Origin of the sequence: Microbacterium proteolyticum, assembly GCF_029639405.1 — a bacterium.
GTDB lineage: Bacteria > Actinomycetota > Actinomycetes > Actinomycetales > Microbacteriaceae > Microbacterium.
The window spans coordinates 3,686,901-3,712,715 of the sequence record NZ_CP121274.1 but is presented as its reverse complement, the minus strand read 5'-3'; the positions used below and the strand labels follow the sequence as shown (position 1 = coordinate 3,712,715).

Below are 25,815 nucleotides of genomic sequence, written 5' to 3'. Positions count from 1 at the left end.
CCCTGCCGTCATGCCTTGAAGGTGAGCTCGACGCGCTCGGGTCGGAAGCGGGAACCACCGTTCGCGTAGGGCTGCACGACAAGACTGTCGACCAGCGCGGTCAGGATCGCCCGCTTCTGGGGAACCGTCCACTCGTGGTCCCAGGCGTGCCGCAGAGCCGCCTCATCGCCGATTGGGAGCCCTTTGAGGGCCGACCCACGGTTCACCCTTCCGAGAGCAAGTTCCGCGTCGTGTACGGCGCTCTGCGCCGCGACACGACCGGCGTGGTACTCGCTGCGGCTCAACATTCCTGCCCCGTAGTCACGGGCGAGGTCTTCCATCCGCTCGCGCGCGGCCAGGATGCGTCCCATAGCCGCCGCGACCGCGCCACCCGTCTCGGGAGTGTCGGCCGGGAGCGTGGTCGCGGCCAGGCGGGCGATCACCGCTTCCTTGACGACTGCTTCCAGACCGGAGGCGCTGACCGACAGACCGCCTCGTTCGGGGTGACCTGGAACGGGCATGCAGCGGTAGTAGCGACGCTTGGCGTCTGAGGGGCCATGGGTATTCTTGCCGGACACAAGTCCTGACCCGCACTTGCCGCAGGTGGCGATCGCCGAGAGCAGATTGATCGAGGACGCTCCGACGCGCCGGTCGGGGTTAGAGAGCATCGCCCTGATGCGGGTCGTTTCCTCCGGGGTGATGATCGCGGGCCAGTTCCCCGGCCCGAGAATCTCCCGTCCGTTGGGGGCGTCGCCGTGCCTCCGGCCAGGCTCATACGCTCGCTGTCCACTGATCCGTGCGGAGACGAGAATCGACTTCACCGTGGTCGCGTGCCACACGCCGAGCGTCTTCCCCGTGTTGGCCTGCGGTGCGGGGAACCCGGACTCTTCGTTCAGCCATGCGGTGATGGATCGCAGGGACTGGCCGGCCAGGAACCTGTCGGCCATTTCGCGGATGACCGCGGCCTGCTCGGGGATCAGCACGCCGCCGGTGCCGTAGCCGAACTTGGCCGCTCCGTGCCAGTCGCCGCGCTCGGCCTTCTGCCGGTTCGCGCGGCGGATGCGGTCTGCCTTGTGCCCGGACTCGTAGGCGGCCATCGCGACCAGCTGGCGCGCCATCAGCCGACCCTCGTGAGTGTTCAGGTCGAACGCCCCGCCCATGACTGCCTCGATGCGGATCGGATGCGTCTCCACGAGGTCGATCAAGTCCTCGAGCTCGCGGGGTCGCCGGTAAAGGCGGTCCACGTGCCACACCACGACCCGTGAGGGGCCGAGCTTGATCCGGGCGAGCATCCGTGCGAAGTCCGGTCGCTTCTTGTCGAGGTAGGCGGACGTGTCGTTGTCCATGAACACGTCGCCCTCGGCGACGTCCAAGCCCAGCCGGGCGCACAACGCGAGACAGTCGTCCCGCTGTCGCTCGACGCCGGCTTCCTCCCCGGTGCGGTCCTCACTGATCCGCAGATACACCAGCACCTGCTCCGTGATCGTGCTGCTACTGGTGGTCGTCGCCCTAAAGAGCATGGCGATCACCCCGATCGAATCCCTGCCTTGCAGACGTCGCGACCGGGCACCGAGTCAGTGCCCGGAGCATCACCGTTGAGGAACGATCGACAGTCAGACGGGCTCTCCCCAGCGTTACCGCCACCACTAGGTTGTTCTCGCGGCAGTACCGCTCAATGGCTCGTCGCTGCGCCCCCGTGCCCCCGCCAACGGGCCGCGTTCGAGCAACCCGCACGTACACCGCAACGTTCCTCTTGCCTTCGACATCCACGCCGATCACCTCCACTGACTAGGTGCGTCAGATGCACCAAGTGGAGAAGACGACTCTGCTGTCGGCGCTGCTCTCGCGCGTTCCCGCCTCGGAGCGCATCCTCACGATCGAGGAGGTCTCCGAGCTCCGACCTCAGCACCCCCATCACGTCGCCCTCGAAGCGCGCCAGTCGAATCTCGAGGGCGCGGGCGGAATCGCGCTGGAACGCCTGGTGCGCGAAGCACTGCGGATGCGACCGGATCGTCTCGTGCTGGGGGAGTGTCGCGGTGCCGAGATCCGAGAGCTCCTCCTCGCGCTCAACACCGGGCACGACGGCGGGGCGGGAACATTGCACGCCCGGGGGATCGCCGAAGTCCCGGCCCGGCTCGAAGCTCTGGGCGCGCTTGCAGGGATGGATGCCGCTTCTCTCGCGCGACAGGCGGTCAGCGCCCTGCACGCGATCGTGCACGTCGAGCGTCGGGGCGGCCGGCGGCGGGTCGTCGGAATCGGTCGCCTGACGCTCAACGGTGATCGCTTGAGCGTCCGAGAGGTTCGCTGCACATGAAGCAATCGACGCGGGGCGGCGCCGATACGTCGGTGATCGAGGTGGCGATGAGACTCAGTGTTCTCCTTTCCGCGGGGGTGACGGTACCGGCCGCCTGGCGACATCTCGCTCGCGACGGAGAGGCGGTGCTCGTCGAAGCGGCACAGGCCGCCGAGAGCGGGGGAGACATCGCCGCGGCGCTCCGTCGCGGCGGTGGGGCGTGGAACGACATCGCGAGAGCCTGGGCCGTGGCGGTCGCTGTCGGCGCACCCCTCGCGGACACGCTGCGTTCCGCCGTCGCCGCGCTCCGCGATGCACACGAGGTCCACGACGACGTCGTCGTCGCGCTCTCCGAACCCGTCGCCACCGCGCGGCTCCTGACCTGGCTCCCGCTTCTCGGCCTTCCCCTCGGCATCGCCCTCGGACTCGACCCGCTCCGGGTGGTCACAGAGCCGCTCGGCGCCGGCGCCGTGATCGCGGGCCTCCTGCTCATCGGGGTGTCTCATGTCTGGACACGGCGCCTCGCCCGCCGCGCCGAACCCGGTACCGATCTCGCCGGGTGGGAGGCCGAGCTCGTCGCGGTGGCCCTGTCGTCCGGAGCGTCCGTCGACCGGGCTCAGGCGCTGGTCGCGGCCGAACGCGCAGCGACCCCCTCGGCCGACGTTCCAGCGGGCGTCACCGCGGCCCTCGAACTCTCCGTTCGAACCGGGGCGCCCGCGGTCGAACTGCTGCGCGGCGAGGCGTGGCTCGCGCGCCAGCGTGCCCGCGCGCAGGGGAGGGAGACCGCGGCACGGCTGTCGACGCGACTCCTCCTCCCGCTCGGCATCTGCACGCTGCCGGCGTTCCTCCTGCTCGGCGTCGTCCCGGCCGTCCTCGGCGTCGTCCGCTCCACCGTCCTGCCCCTCTGAACCGTCCACCCATGAGAAGGAGTCCCCATGTCCGTTCGCACGTCTCGCCCCGCACCCTGCTTTCCCGTCCTGCCGCCGCTCACATCGCGGCAAGCCGGACGGCTCTTCCTCGACGATCGCGGCGCCGCCACGGCCGAGTACGCGATCGCGACGATGGCGGCGGTCGCCTTCGCGGGGCTGCTCATCGTCATCATGAGGTCCGACGAGGTGCGCGGCATCCTCACCGACCTCGTCCGCCGCGCCCTGACGGTGCAATGAGGCCCGCGGGCCTCGACGACCGCGGAGCCGTGACGGCGGAGTTCGCCGTGGCGCTCCCCGCCGTCGTGCTCGTGTTGGCGCTCGGCCTCGGCGCCTTGTCGGCGGGCGCGGCGGCGGTACGCCTGCAGCACGCCGCCGCCGAGTCGGCGCGGTTGTTCGGGCGCGGAGACGACGCCGGTGCCCGCGCCGTCGTCGCGGGCGTGGGCGCGACCGTCGAGGTCCGTCGCGCGGATGCGCTGGTGTGCGTCGACGTGGCGGCGCCCGCCCCGGTGCCCCTGCCCGTCGGCCCCCTCTCGGCGCGGTCGTGTGCACTCGACGGGGGTGGGTGATGGCCGGCAGCGCGGCGACGGTCGGCGTCGTCGCGGCCGTCGCGGTCGTTGCGCTCGGCCTGACCGTCGTGGCGGGCGCCGTCGTGCAGTCGGAACGCCTCGCCGGAATCGCGGATGCCGCGGCCCTCGCCGCCGCCGACACCGTCAGCGGCGCGGTCGCCGGGATGCCGTGCGAGGCGGCCGCCGCGGTCGCGGGGGCGGGTGGCGCGAACCTGAGCGAATGCGATGTCGACGGCCTCGTCGCCACGGTCACCGTCGGCAGCGCGTACGGTGGGATTCCGTTCGCTGCACGCTCCCGCGCGGGACCACCCGATGTCTCGACGGCGCACGACCTCCCGGAACCCGGACAGGGAGGCGTGTGTATGGTGTGCAACGAAGAAAGGACCCCAGTGGCAAACGGCAAGAAGCTCGTCATCGTCGAGTCCCCGACGAAGATGAAGTCGATCCAGGGATACCTCGGCGACGGATACGAAGTGCTCAGCTCGGTCGGGCACATCCGCGACCTCGCCTCCAAGAAGGAGATCCCGGCCGACAAGAAGGCGGCGTACGGCAAGTACTCCATCGACGTCGAGAACGACTTCGACCCCTACTACGTCGTCAACGACCGCAAGACCAAGACGGTCGCCGAGCTCAAGCGCGCCCTGAAGTCCGCCGACGAAGTCCTCCTCGCAACCGATGGTGACCGCGAAGGCGAAGCCATCGCGTGGCACCTCCGCGAGGTCCTGAAGCCCAAGGTCCCCGTGCGCCGCATGGTGTTCCACGAGATCACAAAGGACGCCATCCAGGACGCCGTCCACCACACCCGCGACCTCGACGAGTCGCTCGTCGACGCGCAGGAGACCCGCCGCGTCCTCGACCGCCTCTACGGCTGGGACGTCTCGCCCGTCCTGTGGCGCAAGGTCGGCTCCGGCCGCGAAGGCACCGCGCTCAGCGCCGGCCGCGTGCAGTCCGCCGCCACCCGCATGGTCGTCGAGCGCGAACGCGAACGCATGGCCTTCGTCTCGGCCACCTACTGGGACGTCGAGGCGCTGGCATCCAAGTCGGGCTCGTCGTTCACGACGCGCCTCAACCGCCTCGACGGCGCGCCGCTCGCCCGCGGCGGCGACTACGACGACAACGGAAAGCTCAAGAAGGCCGTCGTCGTCCTCGACGAGGCACAGGCCCGCGCGCTCGCCGCCGACATCATCGCCGCGGCCAAGGCCACCGTCGCCAAGGTCGAGGCCAAGCCCGGAACCCGCAGCCCCCGCGCACCCTTCACCACCTCCACGCTCCAGCAGGAGGCCGGACGCAAGCTCTCGATGAGCGCCAAGCACGCCATGGGCGTCGCACAGCGTCTCTACGAGAAGGGCTTCATCACCTATATGCGTACCGACTCCACCGCGCTCTCGACGCAGGCCGTCACGGCCGCGCGCGAGCAGGCGGTGGCGCTGTACGGCGACAAGGCCGTGCCGGCCAACCCGCGCGTCTACAAGAGCAAGTCCAAGAACGCGCAGGAGGCGCACGAGGCCATCCGTCCCTCGGGCGAGCACTTCCGCACCCCCGCGTCGCTCGCCTCGTCGCTCGACCGCGACGAGCAGAAGCTCTACGACCTGATCTGGAAGCGCACCGTCGCCAGCCAGATGTCGGATGCCAAGTACGAGACCACCACGGTCACCCTCGCCGTCCAGGCGGGGGAGAAGCAGGCCGAGTTCACCGCCTCGGGCACCGTGTACACCTTCAAGGGCTTCCTCGAGGCGTACGAAGAGGGCAACGACGAGAAGCGCAACGACGAGGACGCCGACCAGTCGCTCCCCGCCGTCGCCGTAGGCGACGAGCTCGCGATCAGCGACGTCGAGCCCAAGGGCCACAGCACCTCGCCGAAGCCGCGCTACACCGAAGCCAGCCTCGTCAAGGCGCTCGAAGAGAAGGGCATCGGTCGCCCCTCGACCTTCGCCAGCATCATCGGCGTGATCCTCGACCGCGGCTACGTCACCAAGCGCGGCCAGGCCCTCGTGCCCAGCTGGCTCGCCTTCAGCGTCGTGCGTCTGCTCGAACAGCACTTCGCCGACCTCGTCGACTACGACTTCACCGCCGCCCTCGAAGACGACCTGGATGCCATCGCCCGTGGCGAACAGCGCCGCACCGAATGGCTCAAGGCCTTCTACTTCGGCTCCGACAAGCAGGTGGGCCTCCGCCACATCGTCGAGAACCTCGGCGAGATCGACGCGCGCGAGCTCAACTCCACGCGCATCACCGACACGGCCACTCTCCGCTTCGGCAAGTACGGCCCTTACCTCGAGGTCGTCGAGCCCGGTGCCCCCGAAGACGCCAAGCCGCGCATCGTCAACATCCCCGAAGATCTCGCGCCCGACGAGCTCACGCCCGAGAAGGCGCAGGAGCTCATCGATGCGCCGATCGCCGGCGACCGCGTCCTGGGCGAGAACCCCGAGAACGGCAAGCTCATCGTCGTCAAGGACGGCCGGTTCGGTCCCTACGTGCAAGAGGTCGAAGCAGAGGAGCCCGAAGAGGTCGACCAGGCCACGGGCGAGGTCGTCGAAGCGCCGAAGAAGCGCGGCGCCAAGAAGGAGGCCGCGCCCAAGCCCCGCACGGCATCCCTCTTCCGCTCGATGTCGGTCGACACCATCGACCTCGACACCGCGCTGCAGCTGCTGTCGCTGCCCCGCGTCGTCGGAGCCGACCCCGCGACCGGTGAGGAGATCACCGCGCAGAACGGCCGCTTCGGTCCGTACCTGAAGAAGGGCACCGACTCGCGGTCGCTCGACTCCGAGACCCAGATCTTCGACATCACCCTCGAAGACGCCCTCGCCAAGTACGCCGAGCCCAAGTACGGCGCCCGGCGCGCATCGAGCGCCCTCAAGGAGTTCGACGCCGACCCCGTCAGCGGCAAGCCGATCAAGCTCAAGGACGGTCGCTTCGGTCCGTACGTCACCGACGGCGAGACCAACGCCACGGTGCCGCGCGGCGAAGACGCCATGGCCATCACCTTCGAGCGTGCCGTCGAACTCATCGCCGACAAGCGCGCGAAGGGCCCCGCCCCCAAGCGCACCGCGGCGAAGAAGACGACGACCACGCGCAAGGCCCCGGCGAAGAAGTCGTGACCGCCGACGCCCCCCGGCCGCCGCACGCCCCCCGCGCGACGACGGCCGGGGGCCCCGGCCTCTTCCTCACCCTCGAGGGAGGCGACGGCGCCGGCAAGACCACCCAGGCCGCGCTGCTCGAAGAATGGCTCCGCGCCCAGGGCCGCGAGGTCGTGCGCACACGTGAACCCGGCGGCACCGACGTCGGCGTCCGCATCCGCGACATCGTCCTGCACCACCGCGGTCACATCGCGCCCCGCGCCGAAGCCCTGCTCTACGCCGCCGACCGCGCCCACCACATCGAAACCGTCGTGCAGCCCGCGATCGCCCGCGGCGACGTCGTCATCCAGGACCGCTACCTCGACTCCTCCGTCGCCTACCAGGGCGCCGGCCGCGTCCTCGACGCCGACGACGTCCGCGAACTCTCGCTGTGGGCCACCGGTGGGCTCCTGCCCGACCTCACCGTCCTGCTCGACCTCGACCCGGCCTCCGCGCGGGCGCGCCTCGACGCCGACGACAAACCGTTCGACCGCCTCGAAGCCGAGAAGGCCGAGTTCCACGAACGCGTGCGCGCCGCCTTCCTCACCCTCGCCGCCGCCGAACCCGAACGCTTCCTCGTCCTGGACGCCACCGAACCCGCCGCCGTCCTCGCCGACCGCGTGCGCGAAGCCGTGGCATCCCGGCTCGCCTGACCCGTACCCGGGGCCGTCCGGCACGCCGCCGCCGCGGCGCCGCGTCCGGTCCGCCCGCCGCGCGGGATTCGCGGGGGGAGCGGATGGCCTCAGCGGCGGAATCACCCTGCCGACCCCCAGCCGATCGACGGCGGCGATGTCGGCGGCCGCGATTAGGGTGGAACCCATGTCGGCCGCCGTGGAGTCCCCCTCGCAGACCGCTGTCGCGCCCTTCCCGTGGGACGCGGTCTGGGGTCAGGACGACGCGGTCGAGACGCTCCGCTCCGCCGCCGCCGATCCCGCGGCGCTGGCCCACGCGTGGCTGATCACCGGCCCTCCCGGCTCCGGGCGCTCCACCCTCGCGTACGCCTTCGCCGCCGCGCTCATCGCCGACCCCGGCGACGAGGCCGCCCAACGGCAGGTGCTCGCCCGCACCCACCCCGACCTCACGGCGCTGCGCACCGAGCAGGTCGTCATCCGCATCGACGAAGCCCGCCGCCTCGTCGAGCGCGCGTCGTTCGCGCCCTCGCTCGGACGCCACCGCGTCATCGTCGTCGAAGACGCCGACCGCATGGCCGAACGCACCTCGAACGTCCTGCTGAAAGCCCTCGAAGAGCCGCCCGAGCAGACCGTCTGGGTGCTGTGCGCCCCCAGTGACGCCGACCTCCTGCCCACGATCCGCTCGCGCGTGCGCGTGCTGCGTCTGCGCGAACCGTCGGTCGCCGACGTGGCGTCGCTCATCGTCGAACGCACCGGGGTCCCCGCCGACGTCGCGGAAGAATCCGCCCGTCACGCCCAGCGCCACATTGGCATGGCCCAGCGCCTCGCCACCGACGACGACGCCCGCGCCCGCCGCGCCGAGACGTTGTCGGCGGTGCTCGCGGTCCGCGGCATCAGCGACGCCGTCGAGGTCGCGGGGCAGATCGTGCGGCTCGCGACGGACGACGCCAAGGCCCTCACGGCCACCCGTGACGAAGAGGAGCGTCGCAGCCTGCTCCGCACTCTCGGCGTCGCCGAGGGCGCCGCGGTCCCGCCGAGCGTCCGCGGGCAGCTCAATGCGCTCGAAGACGACCAGAAGCGTCGGGCCACCCGGAGCCTGCGCGACGGCATCGACCGCGTCCTCACCGATCTCCAGTCGCTCTTCCGCGACGTCGTCATGCTGCAGTACGGGCGCGACGCCGATCTCGTCAACGCCGAAAGGATCGACGACCTGCGCTCCCTCGCCGCCGAATGGACCCCCGCGCGCACCCTGGGCGTCCTCGACCGCATCACCGACACCCGCCGCAACCTCGAGCAGAACGCCGCCCCGCTCCTCGCGCTCGAGAGCCTGCTCATCACCGTTGCGAACGGATCCGCCCCGTGAGCCTCCGCTGCCGTCTCGTCACGGCCGTCGCCGGCGTCGCGGCCCTCGCCGTGGCGCTGTCCGGATGCCTCTACGCCCAGATCCCCCCGCTCCCGCCCGGCGGCGGCGCCTCGCTCGCGCCGCAGACCGACGGGGTGTCCGCGGAACTACTCCCGTACTACGGCCAGACCCTCGACTGGCAGGAGTGCGGCACCGGGCTGGACTGCACGACGGTGACGGTGCCCCGCGACTACAGCGACCCGAGCGTGGGCGACCTGCAGCTCGCCGTCGTCCGCCATCGCGCGACCTCCGGCGCCCCCATCGGGTCGCTCCTGACCAACCCGGGCGGCCCCGGGGCGGCCGGAGTCTCGTTGATGAAGCAGGCCCTGTCGATCCTCGTCGACGACAAGCTCACCGAGGCCTACGACGTCATCGGCTTCGACCCGCGCGGAGTCGGGGAGTCCACCGCGGTCACCTGCTACGACCCGCCGCAGCTCGACGCCTACCTCTACGACATCCCGCCCGGAGCCCGCGGCAGCGACGAACGACGGGCCGCCCTCGACCAGCGCGCCGCCGACTTCGCACAGGCCTGCCAGGACCGCAGCGACGGCATCCTGCCCTACATCACCACCGACAACTCCGCGCGCGACATGGACGTTCTCCGCGCGGTGCTCGGCGACTCGAAGCTCAACTACCTCGGCTACTCCTACGGCACCTTCCTCGGCGCGACCTACGCGGGGCTCTTCCCCGAGCGCGTCGGACGCATGGTGCTCGACGGCGGCATCGACCCCAGCGTCTCGGGTTCCGACACGTCGCTGCGGCAGGCCGTCGGCTTCGAGCAGTCGCTCCGCACCTTCATGGCCGACTGCCTGACGACGAACGAATGCCCGTTCGCCGGCAGCGTCGACGACGCCATGTCCGACCTCTCCACGCTCCTCGCCCGCGTCGATGCGCGCCCCCTCACGGCGGCCGACGGGCGCAAGCTCGGCGGCGACTCGCTCATGACGGCCATCACCGCGGCGCTCTACAGCGAAGAGAGCTGGCCGTACCTGCGCTCGGCGCTGACCGACGTGAGCAACGGGCGCGCTGACGTCGCCTTCCAGCTCGCCGACTTCTACAACGGCCGCGTGGGCGACCAGTACGACGGCAACACGATGGAAGCGTTCGTCGCCTACAACTGCATGGACTACCCCGACGAGGGCACGGATGCCGCCCTCGCGGCACTGCAGGAGCAGCTCGACGCCCAGGCTCCCGTCGTCGCCCCGTACTGGGCCGGCGGCGGCGGCGACCCGTGCGCCACGTGGCCCGCACCGCCCACCGGCGTCCGCGAACCGATCACCGCACCCGGCTCCCCGCCCATCGTCGTCGTGGGGACGACGGGCGACCCCGCCACCCCGTACGACGGGGCGCAGAGCCTCGCGTCGCAACTCGCGCAGGGCGTCCTCATCACCAACGTCGGCGAGGGGCACCTCGGCTACAACAAGGGCAACGCGTGCGTCACCGATGCGGTCGACGCGTACCTCGTCGACGGCACGGTGCCCGAGAACGGTCTCCGCTGCGGCTGAGACGGCGATCGGCCCCCGGCGGAACGTAGGCTTGTCGTCGTCCCCGCCCGAAGGAGCACCATGACCACGCCCGACCTGGCCACCTACATCGACCACACGCTGCTCAAGCCCGAAGCGACCCGCGCCGACGTCGAGCGCACCATCGCCGACGCCGCCGAACTCGGCACCTACAGCGTGTGCCTCTCGCCGTCGTTCCTCCCCGTCGAGGTGCCCGAGGGGCTGAAGGTCGCCGTCGTCTGCGGGTTCCCCAGCGGCAAGCACCACGCCGAGGTCAAGGCCGCCGAGGCGGCGCTGTCGGTCGCCCAGGGCGCCGACGAGATCGACATGGTCATCGACATCGGTGCCGCCATCGAGGGGCGCTACGAGATCGTCGAGGCCGAGATCCGCGCGGTCCGCGCCGCCGTCCCCGCCCCGACCGTGCTCAAGGTCATCATCGAGTCGGCCGCGTTGTCCGACGACGCGATCGTCGCCGTCTGCGAGGCCGCGGTGGCCGCGGGCGCCGACTTCGTCAAGACCTCCACCGGCTTCCACCCCGCCGGCGGCGCGAGCGTCCACGCCGTCGCGCTCATGAAGCGGACCGTGGGCGACCGCGCCGAGGTGAAGGCATCCGGAGGCATCCGCACCCGCGCGGCGGCCGAAGACATGATCGCCGCCGGCGCGACCCGCCTGGGTCTGTCGTCGAGCCGTGACATCCTCGCCGACCGGTCGGCCACCGGCGACTACTGAGCCGGCCCCGATTCGTCGGGCGAGCCGCTGAGCATGTAAGATCGATGATCGTGCACGCGTCAGCGGCGCGCGCCGCCTTAGCTCAGACGGCAGAGCGATTCACTCGTAATGAATAGGTCAAGGGTTCGATTCCCTTAGGCGGCTCGGAAAAACCCCCGGAATTCTGCGGAAGTCCGGGGGTTTCTTCGTGCCCGGGATGTGGGCGTGGGGCAAACGTGGGGCACTTCATCGAGGTCGTAGGGCAGAACTGGGCACAGACGAAATCTTCTCCCCCCTCACGGCTTGGGTCGAACGCCCGCGATCTCGTCCCACTCGTCGTCGAACTCATCACGGAAGCGCTCGACCGAGAGGTCACCCGAGGCCCACCCGAAGAGCCGCAGATGCACACTGCGCGCCAGATCTCCTCGGTGAGCGAACTCCTCCACACTGAAACCGTGCGTACGAGACTTCGGCGGTGTCGATAGGCGAAGGATCTGGCGCGTCCACCACTTCGCGACTAACTCAGACCCAGCGCACGAGTAGCTGTGCCAGGTCGACGCGGGGTCGTGATCGCTTCAGCCCGAGGCGCTTGCCGTCATCCCAGATTGTGGTCTCGGAGACGCCGAGTCTAGGGGCTGTGTGGTGTCCATGTCCGGCGTGCCGATTAGGCTCACACCATGGGGAACCCGGCCCGCGTGGCACACGAGATACTGACCGCCTGGCGCGAGAAGGCGACCGCCAAGCCTGGAGTCAACAACCCGGCTCTGATCGGGGTGCGTAAGCAAGCCGATATTGTTCGTCTCGCTACCGCTCTATCCGAGATCGAGGCGTTGCTCGGTCAGTTGGAGAGGGATGGCGTCAGAGTCAAGGCGTACCGAAATCAGATACCCGATTGGTGGAGCGGCCTGATCGTTCCGGACTACTCACCGGGACAGGGTGTGCCACCAGACGGCATCATCACGGCCGAGCATCTTGATGAGATCGACGCGTGCGCGTCGTTCCTCGATTTCTACGTGCGTACGTTGTCACCTGAGCATTACGACAACCTTCGCGCGGTTGTCGCCGCTGCACGGAAGCTGCTTGAAGAGGACGAGGGCCTCAGCCAGCAACTCCGTATGTACATTCATCGCCTGCTGAGAGAGATCGAGCACGCGCTCGATGACGACGCAATGGGAGAGACTTTCGACTTTGCCGAGGCGGCTCTTCGTCTTCGAGTTGCCTTTCAAGCAGCTCAGCAGGAGGACACGTCTGGACGTGGCACTTGGCACACCCTGTGGACAGCTATAGCCAGCGGCTCCGCCGCGAACATGCTCACTCAGGGGGTCGGTGTCGTCATTGCCGCGATCGCAGCCGGGAGTTGAGCGTATTCCTCGATGTCGGAGGCATGCGATAGCGTGACACGCCCGTTGGGGCGGCGCCGGTTCGCCCCCAATAGAAGGGTGAGTTATGTCTAACGTTGATGACGCGTACGAAGAGATTCTCAAGGCGGCGGCGGCCCTCGCAAAGCGGGGTGCCGCGCTGCAGAGTCGGGCGGGCGCCGAGATGGTTCGCGACGCCGCTTACGCATATCGGGCCGTTGTCGGCGGGGCTCAGCCGGGTGGGGTCTTCATCAAGAGTGAGTGAGCCGTTCCTCCGGCTGCCCCGTTCCTGTCCCTCGCCCTATAGGGGAGAGGGACGTCAGGAACACGGCCGCTTTGCCGCGTGATTCCGGGGAATTCGTGTTCCTGAACAGCCAGGAATACAAGGAACGCCCCCGACCTCAGCGAGTGAGGAGAGGGGCGTTCTGGCTGCCGGGAGCGGAACCCGTTATGCGGCCTCACTCATCGTTTCGCGCCATGTCGCGAGTGCCCGGTTCGCCCGGTCGCTACCCTACCCGAGACGCTCTTTCACCTCGCGGACGGTCGTCGGCGGCGGGTCCAACAGGGAGAGCGCGATCAGGTCGTCATCCTGCGTGCTCGCCCCGGCCTCCCACATTCCGGGCGCGCCGAACTTCCAGTGCGATGCCCCCGGCAGGATTTGAACGGCGCCGCGACTGGTTCACGTGAGCCGCTCGGGGGTGTTCGCGCGGATATCGCCGTGACGGTCCTTGACGATCGAGAGGGATGTCTTCCCGCCCGACCCGGGGGCGAAGGGAACGACGTTCTCGACGTGATAAACCACGCCATCGGCAGCGCGCTTCTTGGCGATCGTGCCGCCCGCACGGAACTTCCGGGACTCGGTCCCCTTCGCCATGTGGTCGATCACGAGCACGCCAGCTCCCGTGCGGCTGGTCGCCGCGCTCACCTCGCGGTTGACGCGAGTGTAGTCGTCGGCCGAGTCGCTGGACGCGCCGAAAGCGGGAGCAACTCGCCCTGGGGGTCGATTACGGCCAGGGTCGGCGTCCACGCCACGCAGTCAGCGACGACGGCGCGGATCGTGTCAGCGTCTTCGGCGTCGTCGACGAGGCGGAACCGGCGAACATCGCTGAGCGTCGCCACCGAGACGCCGAACGAACGGAATCGCGCCAGGATGGCCGCCGCGCCGTTATGGTCCAGGTCCACCCAAAGGACGGTGACTCCCAATGCGCGCTACGTTCGGCTGTAAGAGAACGCGGCGTTGGGGGCGAAGATGGTGCATTTGATGACGTTCGACGAGGCAGTTTCGGATGCAGTGTCGTTCTCAGGCTCGCAGCCAACTGTGCTGCTAGGGAACGGGTTCAGTATCGATTACGACAATCGAATCTTTAACTACGACTCGCTCGCGACCCAAGCATCCCTTTCGGGTCTGTCCGTCACCAAGGCGGCATTGTTTGCGGCTGCGCAATCTAACAACTTCGAGACGGTGGTAGACAAGCTTCAAGCTGCCGCGGACCTGCAAGACCTGTACAAGCCTGGCGGCGCGCTTGCTGGCAGACTCCGAAGTGATGCCGCGGTTGTTCGCCATGGTCTTGCTGAGGCGCTCGCCACGAGGCACCCCGATAAGGCCACCGACGTCGATAATGACGAGATACTTCACGCGCGCACATTCTTAGCGAACTTCCAAGCGATCTTCACAGTCAACTACGACCTGCTGCTCTACTGGGCCGTGACGCGCGACGCGGTAGGGCCGTTCGTGTGGCAGAAGGACGGCTTTGAGTGGCCGACCTGGCGTGTGGGGCCGCTCATCTGGAAACGCAATCCGACTCAGGGTGCGCAGCGCATCTTCTATCTGCATGGGGCGCTCCATCTTTTCGTCGAGGATCAGCGACTGACGAAGCTTTCTGGCTTCGAGCATGGGCGACTGATCAGTGAGCTTCGACAGCGGCTGAACGACGACAAGTACCCATTGGTCGTGACGGAGGGGACGCGGACGGAGAAGGAGGCGCACATTGAGAAGAGCGCTTATCTGCGTACGAGCCACCGCCGCTTTGGTGAGGTGGGCGACTCGCTATTCATCCACGGAATGTCGCTGTCCCCGAACGACGATCACATTCTTGAACTCATCGAAACTGACGAGAGCGAGATAACAGCGCTGTATGTCGCGGTGCATGGAGATCCCGGAACGAGGGCAGCGCGAAGAGTAATCGATCGCGCGAAACGCATTCGAGACGAGCGGCGCGACGGCGGGGGTGCTGCCCTTCGACTCAAATTCTACGATTCAACATCCGCCCACGTGTGGAGGTAGGCGCTTACTTCCGAGGCGGGCATGTTTGTCGCGAGCGGCACACGCGGCGGGGATGCGCTGGCCCCTCCCGCTGCGACACCCAGCTACCAATGTCAGAAACGCGAGAAACCGCGGGCCGTGTGCACCCCGTGGCACTCGTAATGAATAGGTCAAGGGTTCGATTCCCTTAGGCGGCTCCAGCACAACCGAAAGGCCCGGGTTTCCTACCCGGGCCTTTCGCGTTCCCGCCCCGAACCGCGTCGCGGGGCGGGCGCCGACGGCCCGATAGGCTGAAGCTCCACCGTCGCGCCTCGGCGCGGAGATCATCGCCCCGCCCGCAGGAGCCCCCGTGTCGAACGTCGTCGATGTCGTCATCGAGCTCTTCACGTGGGTGGGTCTCGGAGCCGGAATCCTCCTCGCGGTGGCGGCGCTGATCCTGTACGTCGCCGACGGCACCTGGTTGCCGGTGCGCGCCGTCGTCGAGGACGTCGACGACCACCGCGTCGTCCGCTGGTTCGACGAACACGGGGGAGTCAACGAAGCCCCGCTCTCCCCGCACGACGACGCCCGGATCGGCGACGCCGACATGGCCGACGTCTTCGCCCGCCGCGGGTCGGCGCACCGCATGCGGCTGACGCGCTCGTCGCCCCTCGTCCGGTTCGTCGCCCTGCTCGCCGCGGGGGTCCTCGGGCTCGGTGCGGTGGCGTCCGCCCTCTCCATCGTTCTGCTGTTCCTGCGCGGCTGACGGGCCCGGCGGTCGCGGCCGCGCGTAGGCTCGGGACATGAGCCGGGCACTGTTCATCGTCGACGTCCAGAACGATTTCACCGAACGCGGCGCCCTCGGCGTCGTCGGCGGCGACGCCGTCGCGGAACGCATCTCGCGGTACCTCGACACGCACGCCGACGACTACGCGGTCGTCGTCGCCTCGCGCGACTGGCACCACGGCGACGACGACAACGGCGGCCACTTCTCGTCCGAGCCCGACTTCGTCGACACCTGGCCGGTGCACTGCGTCGGGGGCACCTACGGCGCCGACTACGACGAGGTGTTCGACACCCGCCGGGTCACCCATCACCTGAAGAAGGGGCAGGGGAAGCCCGCGTACTCGCTGTTCGAGGGCGTGACCGACGACGGTCGCACCGCCGCCGACATCCTCGACGAGCACGGCATCCGCGACATCGACGTCGTCGGCATCGCGACCGACTACTGCGTCCGCGCCTCCGCGCTCGACGCGCTGGGTGCCGGACGCGCGGTGCGCGTGCTGACCGACCTCGTCGCGGGCGTGCACCCCGATTCCAGCGCCGCGGCCCTCGCCGAGATCGAAACGGCCGGAGCCCGCCTCACTCGCTCGGAGTGACCTCGTCGTCGGCCCGGGGGATCGTGAGGGTCACGGTCGTCCCCGAACCCAGTTCGCTGGTGATCCGCACGGTGCCGCTGTGCTCCTGCACGATGTGCCGGACGCTCGCCAGACCGATCCCGCTGCCGCCGTCGCGCGCATCCGCCATCCGGCCGCGCTCGCCCTCCTCGAGCACGGTCCGCAGGTCGTCGGGATGGATGCCGCGGCCCCGGTCCCGTACCGACACGGTGGCGCCCTCGTCGGTCTCGTAGACCTCCACCTCGATGACGTCGTCCGAGTACTTCGCGGCGTTCTCGAGGACGTTGGCCACCGCGCGGCGGAGACCGAGGACATCGCCCACGACCGGGACGGCATCCATCTGCCCGTAGGCGACCCGGTCCGGGGCGTCGCCGGGGAGCACGAGGGCGACCGCGCCGCGCGCCACGAGATCGAGCGTGGCGCGGCGACGACCGCGCTCGGGGCGCGAGTTCGCGTCGTCCATGAGCGTCTGCGCCATCGCGACGAGGTGGTCGCTCGCCTCGGCCGCGAGTCGAATGAGCCGATGGTCGGCGGGCAGCTCCTCGGCGACCAGCTCGAGGTAGCCGCGAAGCGCAGTGACCGGCGACAGCAGATCGTGCGCGAAGGTCCGCTGAAGAGCCGCCTGCTCGTCGGTCGACTGCTTCTCGCTCGTGAGGTCGCGCACGATCTTCACGAATCCGAGCACCTGACCCGATTCGCTGCGGATCGCCGAGATCGTCACACTCGCCCAGAACTCGCTGCCGTCCTTGCGCACGCGCCAGCCGACGTCCTCCACATGCCCTTCGCGCTGCGCGGCGGCGAGGAGCTTGTCCGGCAGACCGCGGCGGCGGTCTTCGTCGCGGTAGAACCGCGAGAAGTGCTCGCCGACGATCTCGTGCTCCGCGTAGCCCTTGATGAGCTCGGCCCCCACGTTCCACCCGCGCACGATGCCGCCGCCGTCGAGCTTGACGATCGCGAACTGGTCGACTTGACCGTCCCAGTCCGGCGGGAGGGCGCGTCGGAGACTGGCGATGGGTCTCACCTCATCGGATGCGGGTACGGCGGGAAGGTAACGGGAGGCGTCGTCCTCGGCCACGCTCATGCGGGGCGGCCGATGGACGGCGGGATGCTTGCTGAGGGCATGCCCCGATCATGCCCGGCAGTGCGGGCGAAGACCAGCGCTTGACACGGCTCGTTCGCTGGACGTTTCGCGCAACGTCAGCTCACCGTGACCAGCGTGCGCTGCCAGCCGCTGGAACCGTTCGGGGCGATCGCCGCCTGCTCCTGGATCTGCACGTTGCCCTGCTTGTCGGTGGCGCGGACGGTGATGTAGTGCGAGCCGGGCTGCGCGTCCCACTCGAGGACCCACTGCACCCACGACTGGTCGTTGATGGGCGTCGACAGCGTCGCCTGCTGCCAGTCGCCGTCGTCGATGCTCACCTCGACGGTCTTCACGCCGATCGGCTGCGCCCACGCCATTCCCGCGATAGGCACCTTTCCGGCCGAGACCGGAGTGCCGATCTTCGGCGTGTCCACGCGGGAGGACATTTTGATGGGTGCCTCCGCGGAGTAGCCGCGCGGGGTCCAGTACGCCTCCATCTGGTCGAATCGCGTGACGGTGAGCTTGCTCACCCACTTCGTCGCCGACACGTACCCGTACAGACCGGGCACCACCATGCGCACGGGGAAGCCGTGCTCGAACGGCAGCGGCTCGCCGTTCATGGCCACCGCGAAGATGGCATCCAGGCCGTCGTCGGTGAGGGAGCTCAGGGGCGTGGATGCCGTGAACCCGTCGACGCTCTCGGAGAGCACCATGTCGGCGTCGCCCTGAGGGGACGCCATGCGCAGCACGTCGCGGATCGGCACGCCCTGCCAGATCGCGTTGCCGACGAGCCCGCCGCCGACCTCGTTCGACACGCACGTGAGGGTCACGCCGTACTCGTCGAGGCCCATGTTGACGAGGTCGTCGAAGGACAGCTCGATCGGCTTGTCGACCATGCCGTCGATGGTCAGACGCCACGTCGACGGGTCGACGTTCGGCACGGTGAGGGCGGTGTCGACGCGGTAGAAATCGGCGTTGGGCGTGATGATCGGCGACAGGCCCGGGACGTCGAGCGACGCGCCCTCGGGGACGGTGACGGTGCTGCGCGTGGCCGGGAGGCGCAGCGCGTCGCGGGCTGCGGCGACCGATGCCGTGGCCGCGTTGACCACGCGCGCGCCCACGCCGACGACGACGGCGGTTGCGGCGGCGATGCCGGACAGGAGGAAGAAGCCGCGGCGGTCGACCCCGGCCGCGGTGGCGTCGCCCTCGGCGGCCGCGGACGACCAGCGCCGAAGGCGACGGCTCAGGATGACGAGAAGTGCGACGCCGACGACGGTGCCGAGCACCGGTGGGAGCCACGCGAGTGCGGTGGCTCCGGCGCGCGTGACGATCGCGGCGGTGGCCAGGGCGCCCCCGACACCGAGCAGGATCGCGCCGACGGGGCGGAAGCGGTACTCCAGCACTCCGGCGACCGCCGCGGCGACGGCGGCTCCGAGGCCGACGCCGGCGAGCAGGGCGATCTTGTCGGACTCGCCGAAGACGGTGATCGCGAGTTCTTTCAGCGGGCGCGGCACGATGTCGACGATGAACGACCCGACGGCGAGCACGGGGCTGGCCGATCGAGCCACGAGAACGGCGAACAGCTCGGCGACGGCCAGCAGCGCGGCCGCGGACACGAGTCCGGCCAGAGAGGCCCAGAACCAGCCTCGCGGACGCCGGACGGTGGTCGGCTCGTCGGTGCGGGCCGCGGTGTCGGTGGTCATGGCATCCCTCTTCCTCGTCGACGACGCACGGAGCACCGCCATATGAGTGATTCGGAGCGGGAGGCGGAACGGATGCCGCGGCCTCACCCGATGTCGCGGGCGTCGAGCTCGCGCAGCGCCCGCCGCATGCTGGAGACGCTGCCGAATCCGGCATCGCGCGCGACACGCGCGATCCCGCTCGCCCGCCCGGCGTCGGATTCCCTCAGCGATCGCGCCGTCCGGGCGCGCGCGACCCGCAGTTCGTTCGCGATCGACGTGCCCTCGGCCGACAGGGTCCTCTGGACGGTCCGCAGGGGGATGCCCAGGGCGTCGGCGACGCCCGCGGGGGTCAGCGCGGGATCGGTGTGCAGGGCGGCGATCAGGGCGCGCACACGCGCGAGCAGGGGGACGGGGTCGGCGTCGTCGATTTCGACGTCGTGGGGGAGCTGAACGGCGCTGCGCCCCAGCACGTGCAGGAAGTCCAGAACCCGGGGGTCGAGGCCGACGGTGCCCGCCTCCACGAGGTCGAAGGCCTGGGTCAGCCCGGCGATGAGGGGGAGCCCGACGAGCCTGTTGACGGCGAGACGACGGATCGACGGCGTCGGTTCGTCCGCGCGCAGTCCCATCTCCTCGATGACGCAGGCCTGGGACACCGCGACGATGACGTCGGTGGGAATCGGCGTCGAGATCTCGACTCGCGGCTCGTTCACGATGACCACCTCGTGGACCTGCGCCCCGGACGTCTCCGACCCGACGGTCACGTCGATGGGGAGTGACAGCGTGGAGAGAAGGAACACCTCGTCGCGCTGCGGCTCGAGCAGGGTGAGGGTCACTCGCGTCACGTTGCGGAGACGGTAGATGTCGGTGCGGCGGATGACCAGATGGCCGAGGGCGATCTTCCCTCCCTCGGGCACGCGGATCGCGAGGTTCTCCGTGTAACGGACATTCTGTGCGCGATCCAACATTCTCTCTCCACTCTTCCGACCCCCTAGCATTCCAACCAACCGGCGTCGGCGAGGGCATCCCGTAATGCTTGGCGATTCCCCGTGTATCGGTCACGGAGCTTGCGGCGGATGTTGCGCAGGTGCACGTTGACGGTGTTCACGCTGATGCCCAGTCGTCGCGCCGCCGCCGCAGTGTCGAGGGGGGTGTCGCCGCACAGGAGACGGACGACGGCCTTCTCGCGTTCGGTGAGCGCCGAGGCTTCGGGGTCGGTGGCGTGATGCCATCCGGCCAGAGCCGTCGTGTGGAAACCGCTCGACGCCGATGACCGGGTCAATCCGCGTCGGACCAGCTCGACGAGGCCCCGCACGTCGTCCCGCGCGTCGACGGTGGCCCACACTCCGAAGCGGTCCGCCGTTTCGAGGATGTCGGCCGATCGCTCCGCCCCGTCGTACCGCAGGATCACGCGGCTCGACCCCGAACTCAGCGCGCGCAGCGTGCGGGGGAGGGTGCGCGAGTCCTCGTGCTCGGCCATCAGGAGGGTGACCCGCGCCGGATGGGGTTCGACCGGCGGACCCGCCACGACGGGGCGCCGCAGGGCGGCGCGCAAGTACTCGGCCATCAGGGTCGCGGCCATCCTGTGGGAGCTCGCGGCCCAGACGGCCGATTCATGCGTGGTTCGCGCGGTGGACATGGCTTGTTACGCTCCCGATGTGGGGCACGGGGAGCAGGTCCGGGGATCGACCGTCGACGTCGTCGACGATCTGTTGTCGATCGGTCCGGCGGTGCGGGCCGCGATCACGCTGGGACACACGTCGGTCGAGGTGGGCGCGGTGACCTCCTCGTGGGCCCAGTACGTCACCTCCATCGAGAGCGTGGCCCGATGCGTCGTCGTCCGCGCCGAGCTGATGGACCACGTGCCGACGGCGCTGAAGGTCCGTGCGCTGCGTTCGGCGGGCGCGCGTCCCGTCGTCGTGGGGAACCGTCCGTCTCCGCGGCACCGCGCGCGCCTCCTCGAGGTCGGGGCTGCGGCCGTCCTCACGCGCGACCACGACCTCTCGGACCTGCTCGACTGCCTCGACGGGTCGGAGCCGGCCGTCGCGGCGGAGCCGGCGATCCGGCCTCTGCTCAGCCAGGTGCGGCTCTCCGACCGGCAGTTGCAGCTGGCCTGTTTGTTCGCCGGTCGGGGAGCGCCCTCTGCGGAGTGGCTGGCCCGCTGGCTGGGGCTGCCCGTGTCGTCGGTGCGCACGCACCTGCAGCGGGCCCGACGGGCGTTGGGAGCGGCGAATCGCGAGGAGCTGCGTGCGCGGCTCATCGAGGAGGGGTGGATGGACGCGCCGTGAGGGCGCGCGCGGGTGCTCATCCCTTCCCCACCGCCTCGCGGCCGCCGGAGGGGATGCCGGGCATCTCGGGGCACTCCGCGCCGACCGCTCTGATCGCGACGCACGGGTACGCCCACGCGCCGGTCACGACGACCACCCGGCGCGGTTCGCGCCGGTCTCCGACCTCGTGGTTCCCCGTCGATCGTCGCATCCGTCCCCCCGTTCCCCGTGGGCGGGAAGACATGGCTCCTTCCACGGGGGAAGGGGACGAGTCCAACCGCACCTTTCGTGATCTTTCCGCGTCGGGAGCCGGCCCGGACCGGTGGCGTGGTGTGCATCGAATGTGGCGCGTACTGGTGCGGAATCGGTGGATCCGACCGTCCGCGCAACGACGGAGCCCCCGTCCGTCCCGTCGGCGAACGGAACGGACGGGGGCCCTGTGCGCTCACGCCGGGGTGGCGGTGCCGGTGAAGTTGATGGTGCCGGTGCCGCCGAGGAAGGCGGGGGTCACGACGCCGACCCCCCAGACGTCGAGGTTGTAGGTCAGCGTGACGGGGCACGTGATCTCGATCAGCGACGGAAGACCGACCAGGATCACGTTCGCCTCGACCACGATCTTCGTGGGGCGGCGCGGGTTGCTGTTGAGCACGTAGGTGCCGCTGGGGAAGCTGAGGTTGCTGAACAGGAGGGTCCCGGGCAGCGCGCCGATCTGGCCGAACGTGCCGGTGCCGGCGGTGAGGCCCGTGCCGCTGTGCGTCGTGCCGTCGCTCATCGTGAGCGTCGCGCTCGTGGGGATGATCGTGTAGAGCGGCTGGAAGAGCGTCAGGTCGCAGCCGCGGGAGTCGAGCCCCAGCGCGCCCACGAAGGCCAGGGCGCCCGTGTTGCCGACGACGACGGCCTGCGTCGTGACTGCGCCGAGCACGCCCGCGGTGAGGCAGGGCGGACAGGTCGGGCCCGTCGAAGCGGAAGCCAGCGGCGTGGCGACGGCCATCGCGACGATCGGGGCCGACCACGCGGCGCCCTTCAGAACGGTACGACGGTCGAGCCCGGTCGATGCCTCGGACATGGTGATCCCCCAGAGAGTGCGGTGTGACGGTCGATGGCCGACCGGTACCGCGACGCTAGGGGGGTGCGGAAAAGAGGGGAGGGGATGTCTACACGATGATTAGTTCACAGGTCGACACCGTCGAGAGGCCGCGGCTGCTGCGCCGCGACGGCCTCCTCGATGCCCCGGACCAGCGCGAAGATCTGATCGGAACCGCGCACCGGGTCGGCGGGGATGGTGCCGTCGGCGGCGATCAGGAGCGCCGACGGGGTGTTCTGCAGCCCGAGCCGTTGCGCCACGGCGCCGGCATCGTCCCAGAGGCGCGGGCGGTCGAGTGTTCCGTCGGAGGGGGTGCGTTCGAGGAGGCGTACGCGCACTCGGTCGGCGATGAGGTCGCCGTCGCGCAGGGTCTCGATGACGGTGGCGCACGGGCTGCATCCGGTCTTGACGTTGACCAGGAGCACCGGACCCCCGGCGACGACTCCGCGCAGGTCGACCTCACGACCGACGCTGTCGCGCACCGTCGCCTCGGGCACCTCCAGCACGCGGTCCTCGAAGGTCTCGGCATCCTTCGGGAGGCCGGGGCCGAGGGTGATCAGCGCCGTGACGACGGCCGTGATGAGAACGGCCGTCACGATCGCGAGCAGCTCGTCGGGCGCTGTCTGCAGGGCCTGCGTGACGGGGGCCGTCGTCAGCGGATCGGATGCCACCGTCGCCAGCGACAGCGCCAGGAGCACCGCGTTGCGTGCCACCGAGCGTCCGCTGAGCACCTGGGTCGCGCCGAAGCAGTTGCAGGAGACCGCCTGCCCCGACCGGACGACCCGGACGACCAGTGCAGTCAAGACGGCCATGAGCGCCGCACCGCCCGCCGCGGCGATCCACCACGCGGGCGCGGGCAGGGCGAGCAGGGCGATTCCCAGGACGATCTCGGCGACCGGGTAGAGGCGCGCGACGGCGTCGCGTTGGAGGATCGAGGGCAGCCCGAGGGCGCCGATGGTCTCCCGGGTGTTCGCGGTGGCGCGGAGCTTCGTGGCGCCGCTGGCGATGAAGGCGGCGCTCACGACGACCGTCGCGACGAGATGGAGGATGGCCCAGGCGGTCATTCCTGGAAGCATAGGCGGCGGGGGCGGCCGCGGACCGCGGCTCACCCCCGCCGGGATCACCCGCGCGTGATGTCGGTGATGCGGCCCTTCGCGAGACGCAGCCGTCGACGCGCACGCCGCGCGACCGCCGAGTCGTGCGTGACCATGATGAGCGTGAGCCCCTCGGCGTTCAGCGCTTCGAGGACCGTGAGGATCTCATCGCGCATGTGCTCGTCGAGGTTGCCCGTGGGCTCGTCGGCCAGCAGCACGCGGGGCCGCTTGGCCACGGCCCGCGCGATCGCGACGCGCTGCTGCTGTCCGCCCGAGAGCTCGGTCGGGCGATGGTCGCCCCGGTCGGCCAGGCCCACGCGCTCGAGCGCCTCCGTGACGCGGCTGCGACGCTCATCGCGGTCGAGGCCGAGCGGCTCGAGCCCCATGTCGACGTTCTCGGCCGCCGTCAGCGTGGGGATGAGGTTGAAGCCCTGGAACACGAATCCGATCTCGGCCGCGCGCACACGACCCAGCTCGGTGTTGGAGGCCCGGGCGATGTCCAGGTCGCCGAGGCGCACACTGCCGTCGGTCGGACGGTCGAGCGCCCCGAGCATCTGCAACAGCGTCGACTTGCCCCCGCCCGTGGGGCCCTGGATCGTGACGAAATCGCCTGCCGTGATCTCGAGGTCGATCCCGTCCAGCGCCTTCACGATGCGCTCGCGCTGCCGGTAGGTGCGCGTGACGCCCTCCAGGCGGTAGGCCGGTGTCGGCACGACGGGGTCGGGGGAAAGGGGCGGAATACCGGTCATGGTCATGATGTCTCCCTGCGGATGAGGTGGGAACGGATGCCGGTCACGCGACCGAGCGGAGGGCGGCGGCGGGGCTGAGCCGTGCGGCGCGCCAGCCGCCGAAGGCGCCGGCGAAGACGCCGCCGAGGACGGCGATCCCGACCGCCGCGACGACGACGGTGGGCGTGATGGGGGCGTTGAGCACGATGTCGGTGGCCTGCGACGCGGCCTGGCCGAAGCCGCCTCCACCGCCCATCCCCGGTCCGCCCTGGCCGCCCTGACCGCCGGGGCCCGTGGCACCGGTCGAGGAAGCGGCGACCGAGATGGTGGGGGAGATGACGTTGACGAGCAGGATGCCGCCGAGCCCCAGGATCAGTCCCGCGGCACCGCCGATCAGCCCCTGCACGAGCGATTCGCCCGCGACCTGACGGACGACGCGGCCGTTGGACCAGCCTATCGCCTTCAGCGTGCCGAACTCCCGGGTACGGCGGGAGACGCCGGAGAGGGTGAAGAGCACCGCGAGCGCCACGGCGACGGCCAGCACGACGATCGACAGCCAGGTGCCGAGGTTCGAGATCAGCGAGGACGCGCTGGACAGCGAGCCCGAGACCGTCGACGCGAGCTCCGACTGCGAGCTCACCGTCGCGTCCGGGAGAGCGGCCGTGACCTCGGCCTGCACCGTGTCGATGGCATCCGCGGAGTCCGCCTGCACGTAGACGGTGGAGACGACCGCGCCCACGCCGGCGAGCGACTGCGCGACATCGAGGGGGAGGTACACGTTCGCGGCGGTGTCGGCCTCAGCCGAGGCGGAGGCGACGATGCCGACGATCTCCATCGTGGTGCCGCCGACGTCGATCGTCCCGCCGACGGTGAGGCTGTTGGTGGTGGCGTACGTCGCGTCGACCAGGGCGACATCGGTCCCGGCGTCGGAGGCGGCGAGAGCCCGGCCGTCCGAGACCGTGACGGAGGTCAGCGGGCCCACGGTCGCGGAGGGATCCACGCCGAGCACGCTGAAGGAGTTGATGTCGAACGCGCTGCCACCGTCACCGCCCGGTCCGCCGGACGGGGGTTCGCCCATGCCGCCGCCCTGCGCGCCGTCGGTGCTCGTGCCCGAGTCGGCGCTGCGGTCGGGGATCTCCCCCGAGAACGTGGTGTTGGTGAGTGCGAGGGCACCGGTGGCGGAGGCCACGCCGTCGAGTCCGGCCACGGTCGTCACGGTCGAGGCATCCAGCGTTCCGCGCATCATGTCCGTCATGAGCCGCGACTGGCTGAGCGACGTCGTGCCGTCGGAGGTGGATCCGTCGTCGGCGCCGAAATCGAATCGTGGGCCGCTGTCGCCTTCGCCGGGCTGGGTCTGCGCCCCGGTGACGGTGAGGTCGGTGCCCACGCCGTACACCGACGAGAGCGCCTGGGCTTGCGCGTCGCGCACCCCCGCGGAGAGGGCGTTGACGACGATCACCAGCGCGATCGCGACGGCCAGTCCGACGGCCACGATCACGGTCTGTTTGGTGCGGCCCGCGAGTTCGCGCCGCAGGTACGTCCAGTACATGGTTCTCCTTCCCGGCGCGGAGTGCGGCCGTGGCCCCGAAAGTAGGGACGGCGCCCTCACCGATCCCTCACGCTTCCTATGCGAGCGGTATGTCCGGCCTCCCGGCGGTCGATCCGCGGTCACCGCCGCGCACAGCAGGCGCATAGACATCGCAAAGACGGCGCATCGGATCGGTGAGTGCTGCTCTTGTCGGGCCTCGTGAGCATGGG

The 25,815-nt window shown here is 70.0% G+C and carries 24 protein-coding genes, 1 tRNA gene and 1 pseudogene; 15 read left to right on the top strand and 11 right to left on the bottom strand.

Features of this window, described 5'->3' with window-relative positions; genetic code table 11:
• Positions 1–8 precede the first annotated feature (8 nt).
• Entirely contained in the window at positions 9–1,499 is a 1,491-nt protein-coding gene (locus P8R59_RS18590) for a recombinase family protein (protein WP_100345892.1), read from the bottom strand.
• 296 nt (positions 1,500–1,795) lie between these two features.
• Here P8R59_RS18590 and P8R59_RS18585 point away from each other — a divergent pair.
• The 11 genes and pseudogenes from P8R59_RS18585 to P8R59_RS18535 all read left to right on the top strand — a co-directional run.
• Positions 1,796–2,293: pseudogene (locus P8R59_RS18585) on the top strand (ATPase, T2SS/T4P/T4SS family); the annotation flags it as partial.
• Positions 2,290–3,180 carry a type II secretion system F family protein gene (locus P8R59_RS18580; RefSeq protein WP_278102263.1) on the top strand — a complete coding sequence of 297 codons (891 nt, stop codon included), beginning with the start codon at positions 2,290–2,292 and terminating at the stop codon, positions 3,178–3,180. The pseudogene P8R59_RS18585 and the gene P8R59_RS18580, both read left to right, overlap by 4 nt.
• A gap of 27 nt (positions 3,181–3,207) precedes the next feature.
• Complete coding sequence (locus tag P8R59_RS18575) at positions 3,208–3,438, top strand: DUF4244 domain-containing protein (protein ID WP_278102262.1); 231 nt, start codon at positions 3,208–3,210, stop codon at positions 3,436–3,438.
• Entirely contained in the window at positions 3,435–3,767 is a 333-nt protein-coding gene (locus tag P8R59_RS18570; protein WP_278102261.1) for a TadE family type IV pilus minor pilin, read from the top strand. The genes P8R59_RS18575 and P8R59_RS18570 overlap by 4 nt, the downstream gene beginning before the upstream one ends.
• Before the next feature lie 389 nt (positions 3,768–4,156).
• Positions 4,157–6,865 carry a type I DNA topoisomerase gene (gene topA, locus P8R59_RS18565; RefSeq protein ID WP_077052695.1) on the top strand — a complete coding sequence of 903 codons (2,709 nt, stop codon included), beginning with the start codon at positions 4,157–4,159 and terminating at the stop codon, positions 6,863–6,865.
• Entirely contained in the window at positions 6,862–7,536 is a 675-nt protein-coding gene (tmk, locus tag P8R59_RS18560; RefSeq protein WP_077052133.1) for a dTMP kinase, read from the top strand. Before topA ends, tmk begins: the two co-directional genes overlap by 4 nt.
• 166 nt (positions 7,537–7,702) lie before the next feature.
• Positions 7,703–8,878, top strand: a complete 1,176-nt coding sequence (locus P8R59_RS18555; protein WP_278102260.1) for a DNA polymerase III subunit delta' — start codon at positions 7,703–7,705, stop codon at positions 8,876–8,878.
• The gene (locus P8R59_RS18550) at positions 8,875–10,422 is read left to right on the top strand and encodes an alpha/beta hydrolase (protein WP_278102259.1); all 1,548 of its coding nucleotides are present in this window, start codon (positions 8,875–8,877) and stop codon (positions 10,420–10,422) included. Before P8R59_RS18555 ends, P8R59_RS18550 begins: the two co-directional genes overlap by 4 nt.
• A gap of 60 nt (positions 10,423–10,482) precedes the next feature.
• Complete coding sequence (deoC, locus tag P8R59_RS18545; RefSeq protein ID WP_278102258.1) at positions 10,483–11,148, top strand: deoxyribose-phosphate aldolase; 666 nt, start codon at positions 10,483–10,485, stop codon at positions 11,146–11,148.
• A gap of 71 nt (positions 11,149–11,219) precedes the next feature.
• Positions 11,220–11,292 (top strand) — tRNA-Thr (locus tag P8R59_RS18540).
• 512 nt (positions 11,293–11,804) lie between these two features.
• Complete coding sequence (locus P8R59_RS18535) at positions 11,805–12,488, top strand: hypothetical protein (RefSeq protein WP_278102257.1); 684 nt, start codon at positions 11,805–11,807, stop codon at positions 12,486–12,488.
• 676 nt (positions 12,489–13,164) lie between these two features.
• Here P8R59_RS18535 and P8R59_RS18530 read toward each other — a convergent pair.
• Positions 13,165–13,410 carry a hypothetical protein gene (locus P8R59_RS18530; protein WP_278102256.1) on the bottom strand — a complete coding sequence of 82 codons (246 nt, stop codon included), beginning with the start codon at positions 13,408–13,410 and terminating at the stop codon, positions 13,165–13,167.
• Between the two features lie 336 nt (positions 13,411–13,746).
• On the opposite strand from P8R59_RS18530, the gene P8R59_RS18525 reads away from it, so the two are divergent.
• The 3 genes from P8R59_RS18525 to P8R59_RS18515 all read left to right on the top strand — a co-directional run bounded on the left by P8R59_RS18525 (position 13,747) and on the right by P8R59_RS18515 (position 16,106).
• Positions 13,747–14,769 carry a DUF4917 family protein gene (locus tag P8R59_RS18525; RefSeq protein WP_278102255.1) on the top strand — a complete coding sequence of 341 codons (1,023 nt, stop codon included), beginning with the start codon at positions 13,747–13,749 and terminating at the stop codon, positions 14,767–14,769.
• Between the two features lie 328 nt (positions 14,770–15,097).
• Positions 15,098–15,493: a hypothetical protein gene (locus tag P8R59_RS18520; protein WP_278102254.1), complete on the top strand. Its 396-nt coding sequence runs from the start codon at positions 15,098–15,100 to the stop codon at positions 15,491–15,493.
• A gap of 37 nt (positions 15,494–15,530) precedes the next feature.
• The gene (locus tag P8R59_RS18515) at positions 15,531–16,106 is read left to right on the top strand and encodes an isochorismatase family protein (protein WP_077052128.1); all 576 of its coding nucleotides are present in this window, start codon (positions 15,531–15,533) and stop codon (positions 16,104–16,106) included.
• On the opposite strand, the gene P8R59_RS18510 is transcribed toward P8R59_RS18515, so the two are convergent.
• From P8R59_RS18510 to P8R59_RS18495, 4 genes are all read right to left on the bottom strand, one after another.
• Positions 16,090–17,205, bottom strand: a complete 1,116-nt coding sequence (locus tag P8R59_RS18510) for a sensor histidine kinase (RefSeq protein ID WP_278102253.1) — start codon at positions 17,203–17,205, stop codon at positions 16,090–16,092. The genes P8R59_RS18515 and P8R59_RS18510 overlap by 17 nt on opposite strands.
• A 116-nt stretch (positions 17,206–17,321) precedes the next feature.
• Positions 17,322–18,908, bottom strand: coding sequence for a molybdopterin-dependent oxidoreductase (locus tag P8R59_RS18505; protein ID WP_077052127.1), 1,587 nt, complete (start codon positions 18,906–18,908; stop codon positions 17,322–17,324).
• A gap of 83 nt (positions 18,909–18,991) precedes the next feature.
• The gene (locus tag P8R59_RS18500) at positions 18,992–19,852 is read right to left on the bottom strand and encodes an AraC family transcriptional regulator (RefSeq protein WP_278102252.1); all 861 of its coding nucleotides are present in this window, start codon (positions 19,850–19,852) and stop codon (positions 18,992–18,994) included.
• A gap of 23 nt (positions 19,853–19,875) precedes the next feature.
• Positions 19,876–20,466, bottom strand: a complete 591-nt coding sequence (locus P8R59_RS18495) for a helix-turn-helix transcriptional regulator (protein ID WP_278102251.1) — start codon at positions 20,464–20,466, stop codon at positions 19,876–19,878.
• A gap of 76 nt (positions 20,467–20,542) precedes the next feature.
• Between P8R59_RS18495 and P8R59_RS18490 the strand changes: the two genes are divergently transcribed.
• Complete coding sequence (locus tag P8R59_RS18490; RefSeq protein ID WP_278102250.1) at positions 20,543–21,172, top strand: helix-turn-helix transcriptional regulator; 630 nt, start codon at positions 20,543–20,545, stop codon at positions 21,170–21,172.
• Positions 21,173–21,188: 16 nt separating this feature from the next.
• Here P8R59_RS18490 and P8R59_RS18485 read toward each other — a convergent pair whose 3' ends face one another.
• The 5 genes from P8R59_RS18485 to P8R59_RS18465 form a co-directional block, all read right to left on the bottom strand.
• A complete protein-coding gene (locus P8R59_RS18485) occupies positions 21,189–21,362 on the bottom strand; it encodes a hypothetical protein (protein WP_278102249.1) in 174 nt (57 codons plus the stop codon).
• Between the two features lie 234 nt (positions 21,363–21,596).
• Positions 21,597–22,217 (bottom strand): hypothetical protein, encoded by a 621-nt coding sequence (locus P8R59_RS18480; RefSeq protein WP_278102248.1) that lies wholly within the window; start codon positions 22,215–22,217, stop codon positions 21,597–21,599.
• Between the two features lie 104 nt (positions 22,218–22,321).
• Complete coding sequence (locus P8R59_RS18475; protein ID WP_278102247.1) at positions 22,322–23,299, bottom strand: MauE/DoxX family redox-associated membrane protein; 978 nt, start codon at positions 23,297–23,299, stop codon at positions 22,322–22,324.
• A 56-nt stretch (positions 23,300–23,355) separates the two neighbouring features.
• Positions 23,356–24,084 carry an ABC transporter ATP-binding protein gene (locus P8R59_RS18470; protein ID WP_278102246.1) on the bottom strand — a complete coding sequence of 243 codons (729 nt, stop codon included), beginning with the start codon at positions 24,082–24,084 and terminating at the stop codon, positions 23,356–23,358.
• A gap of 37 nt (positions 24,085–24,121) precedes the next feature.
• Positions 24,122–25,606: an ABC transporter permease gene (locus tag P8R59_RS18465; protein WP_278102245.1), complete on the bottom strand. Its 1,485-nt coding sequence runs from the start codon at positions 25,604–25,606 to the stop codon at positions 24,122–24,124.
• Positions 25,607–25,815 lie beyond the last annotated feature (209 nt).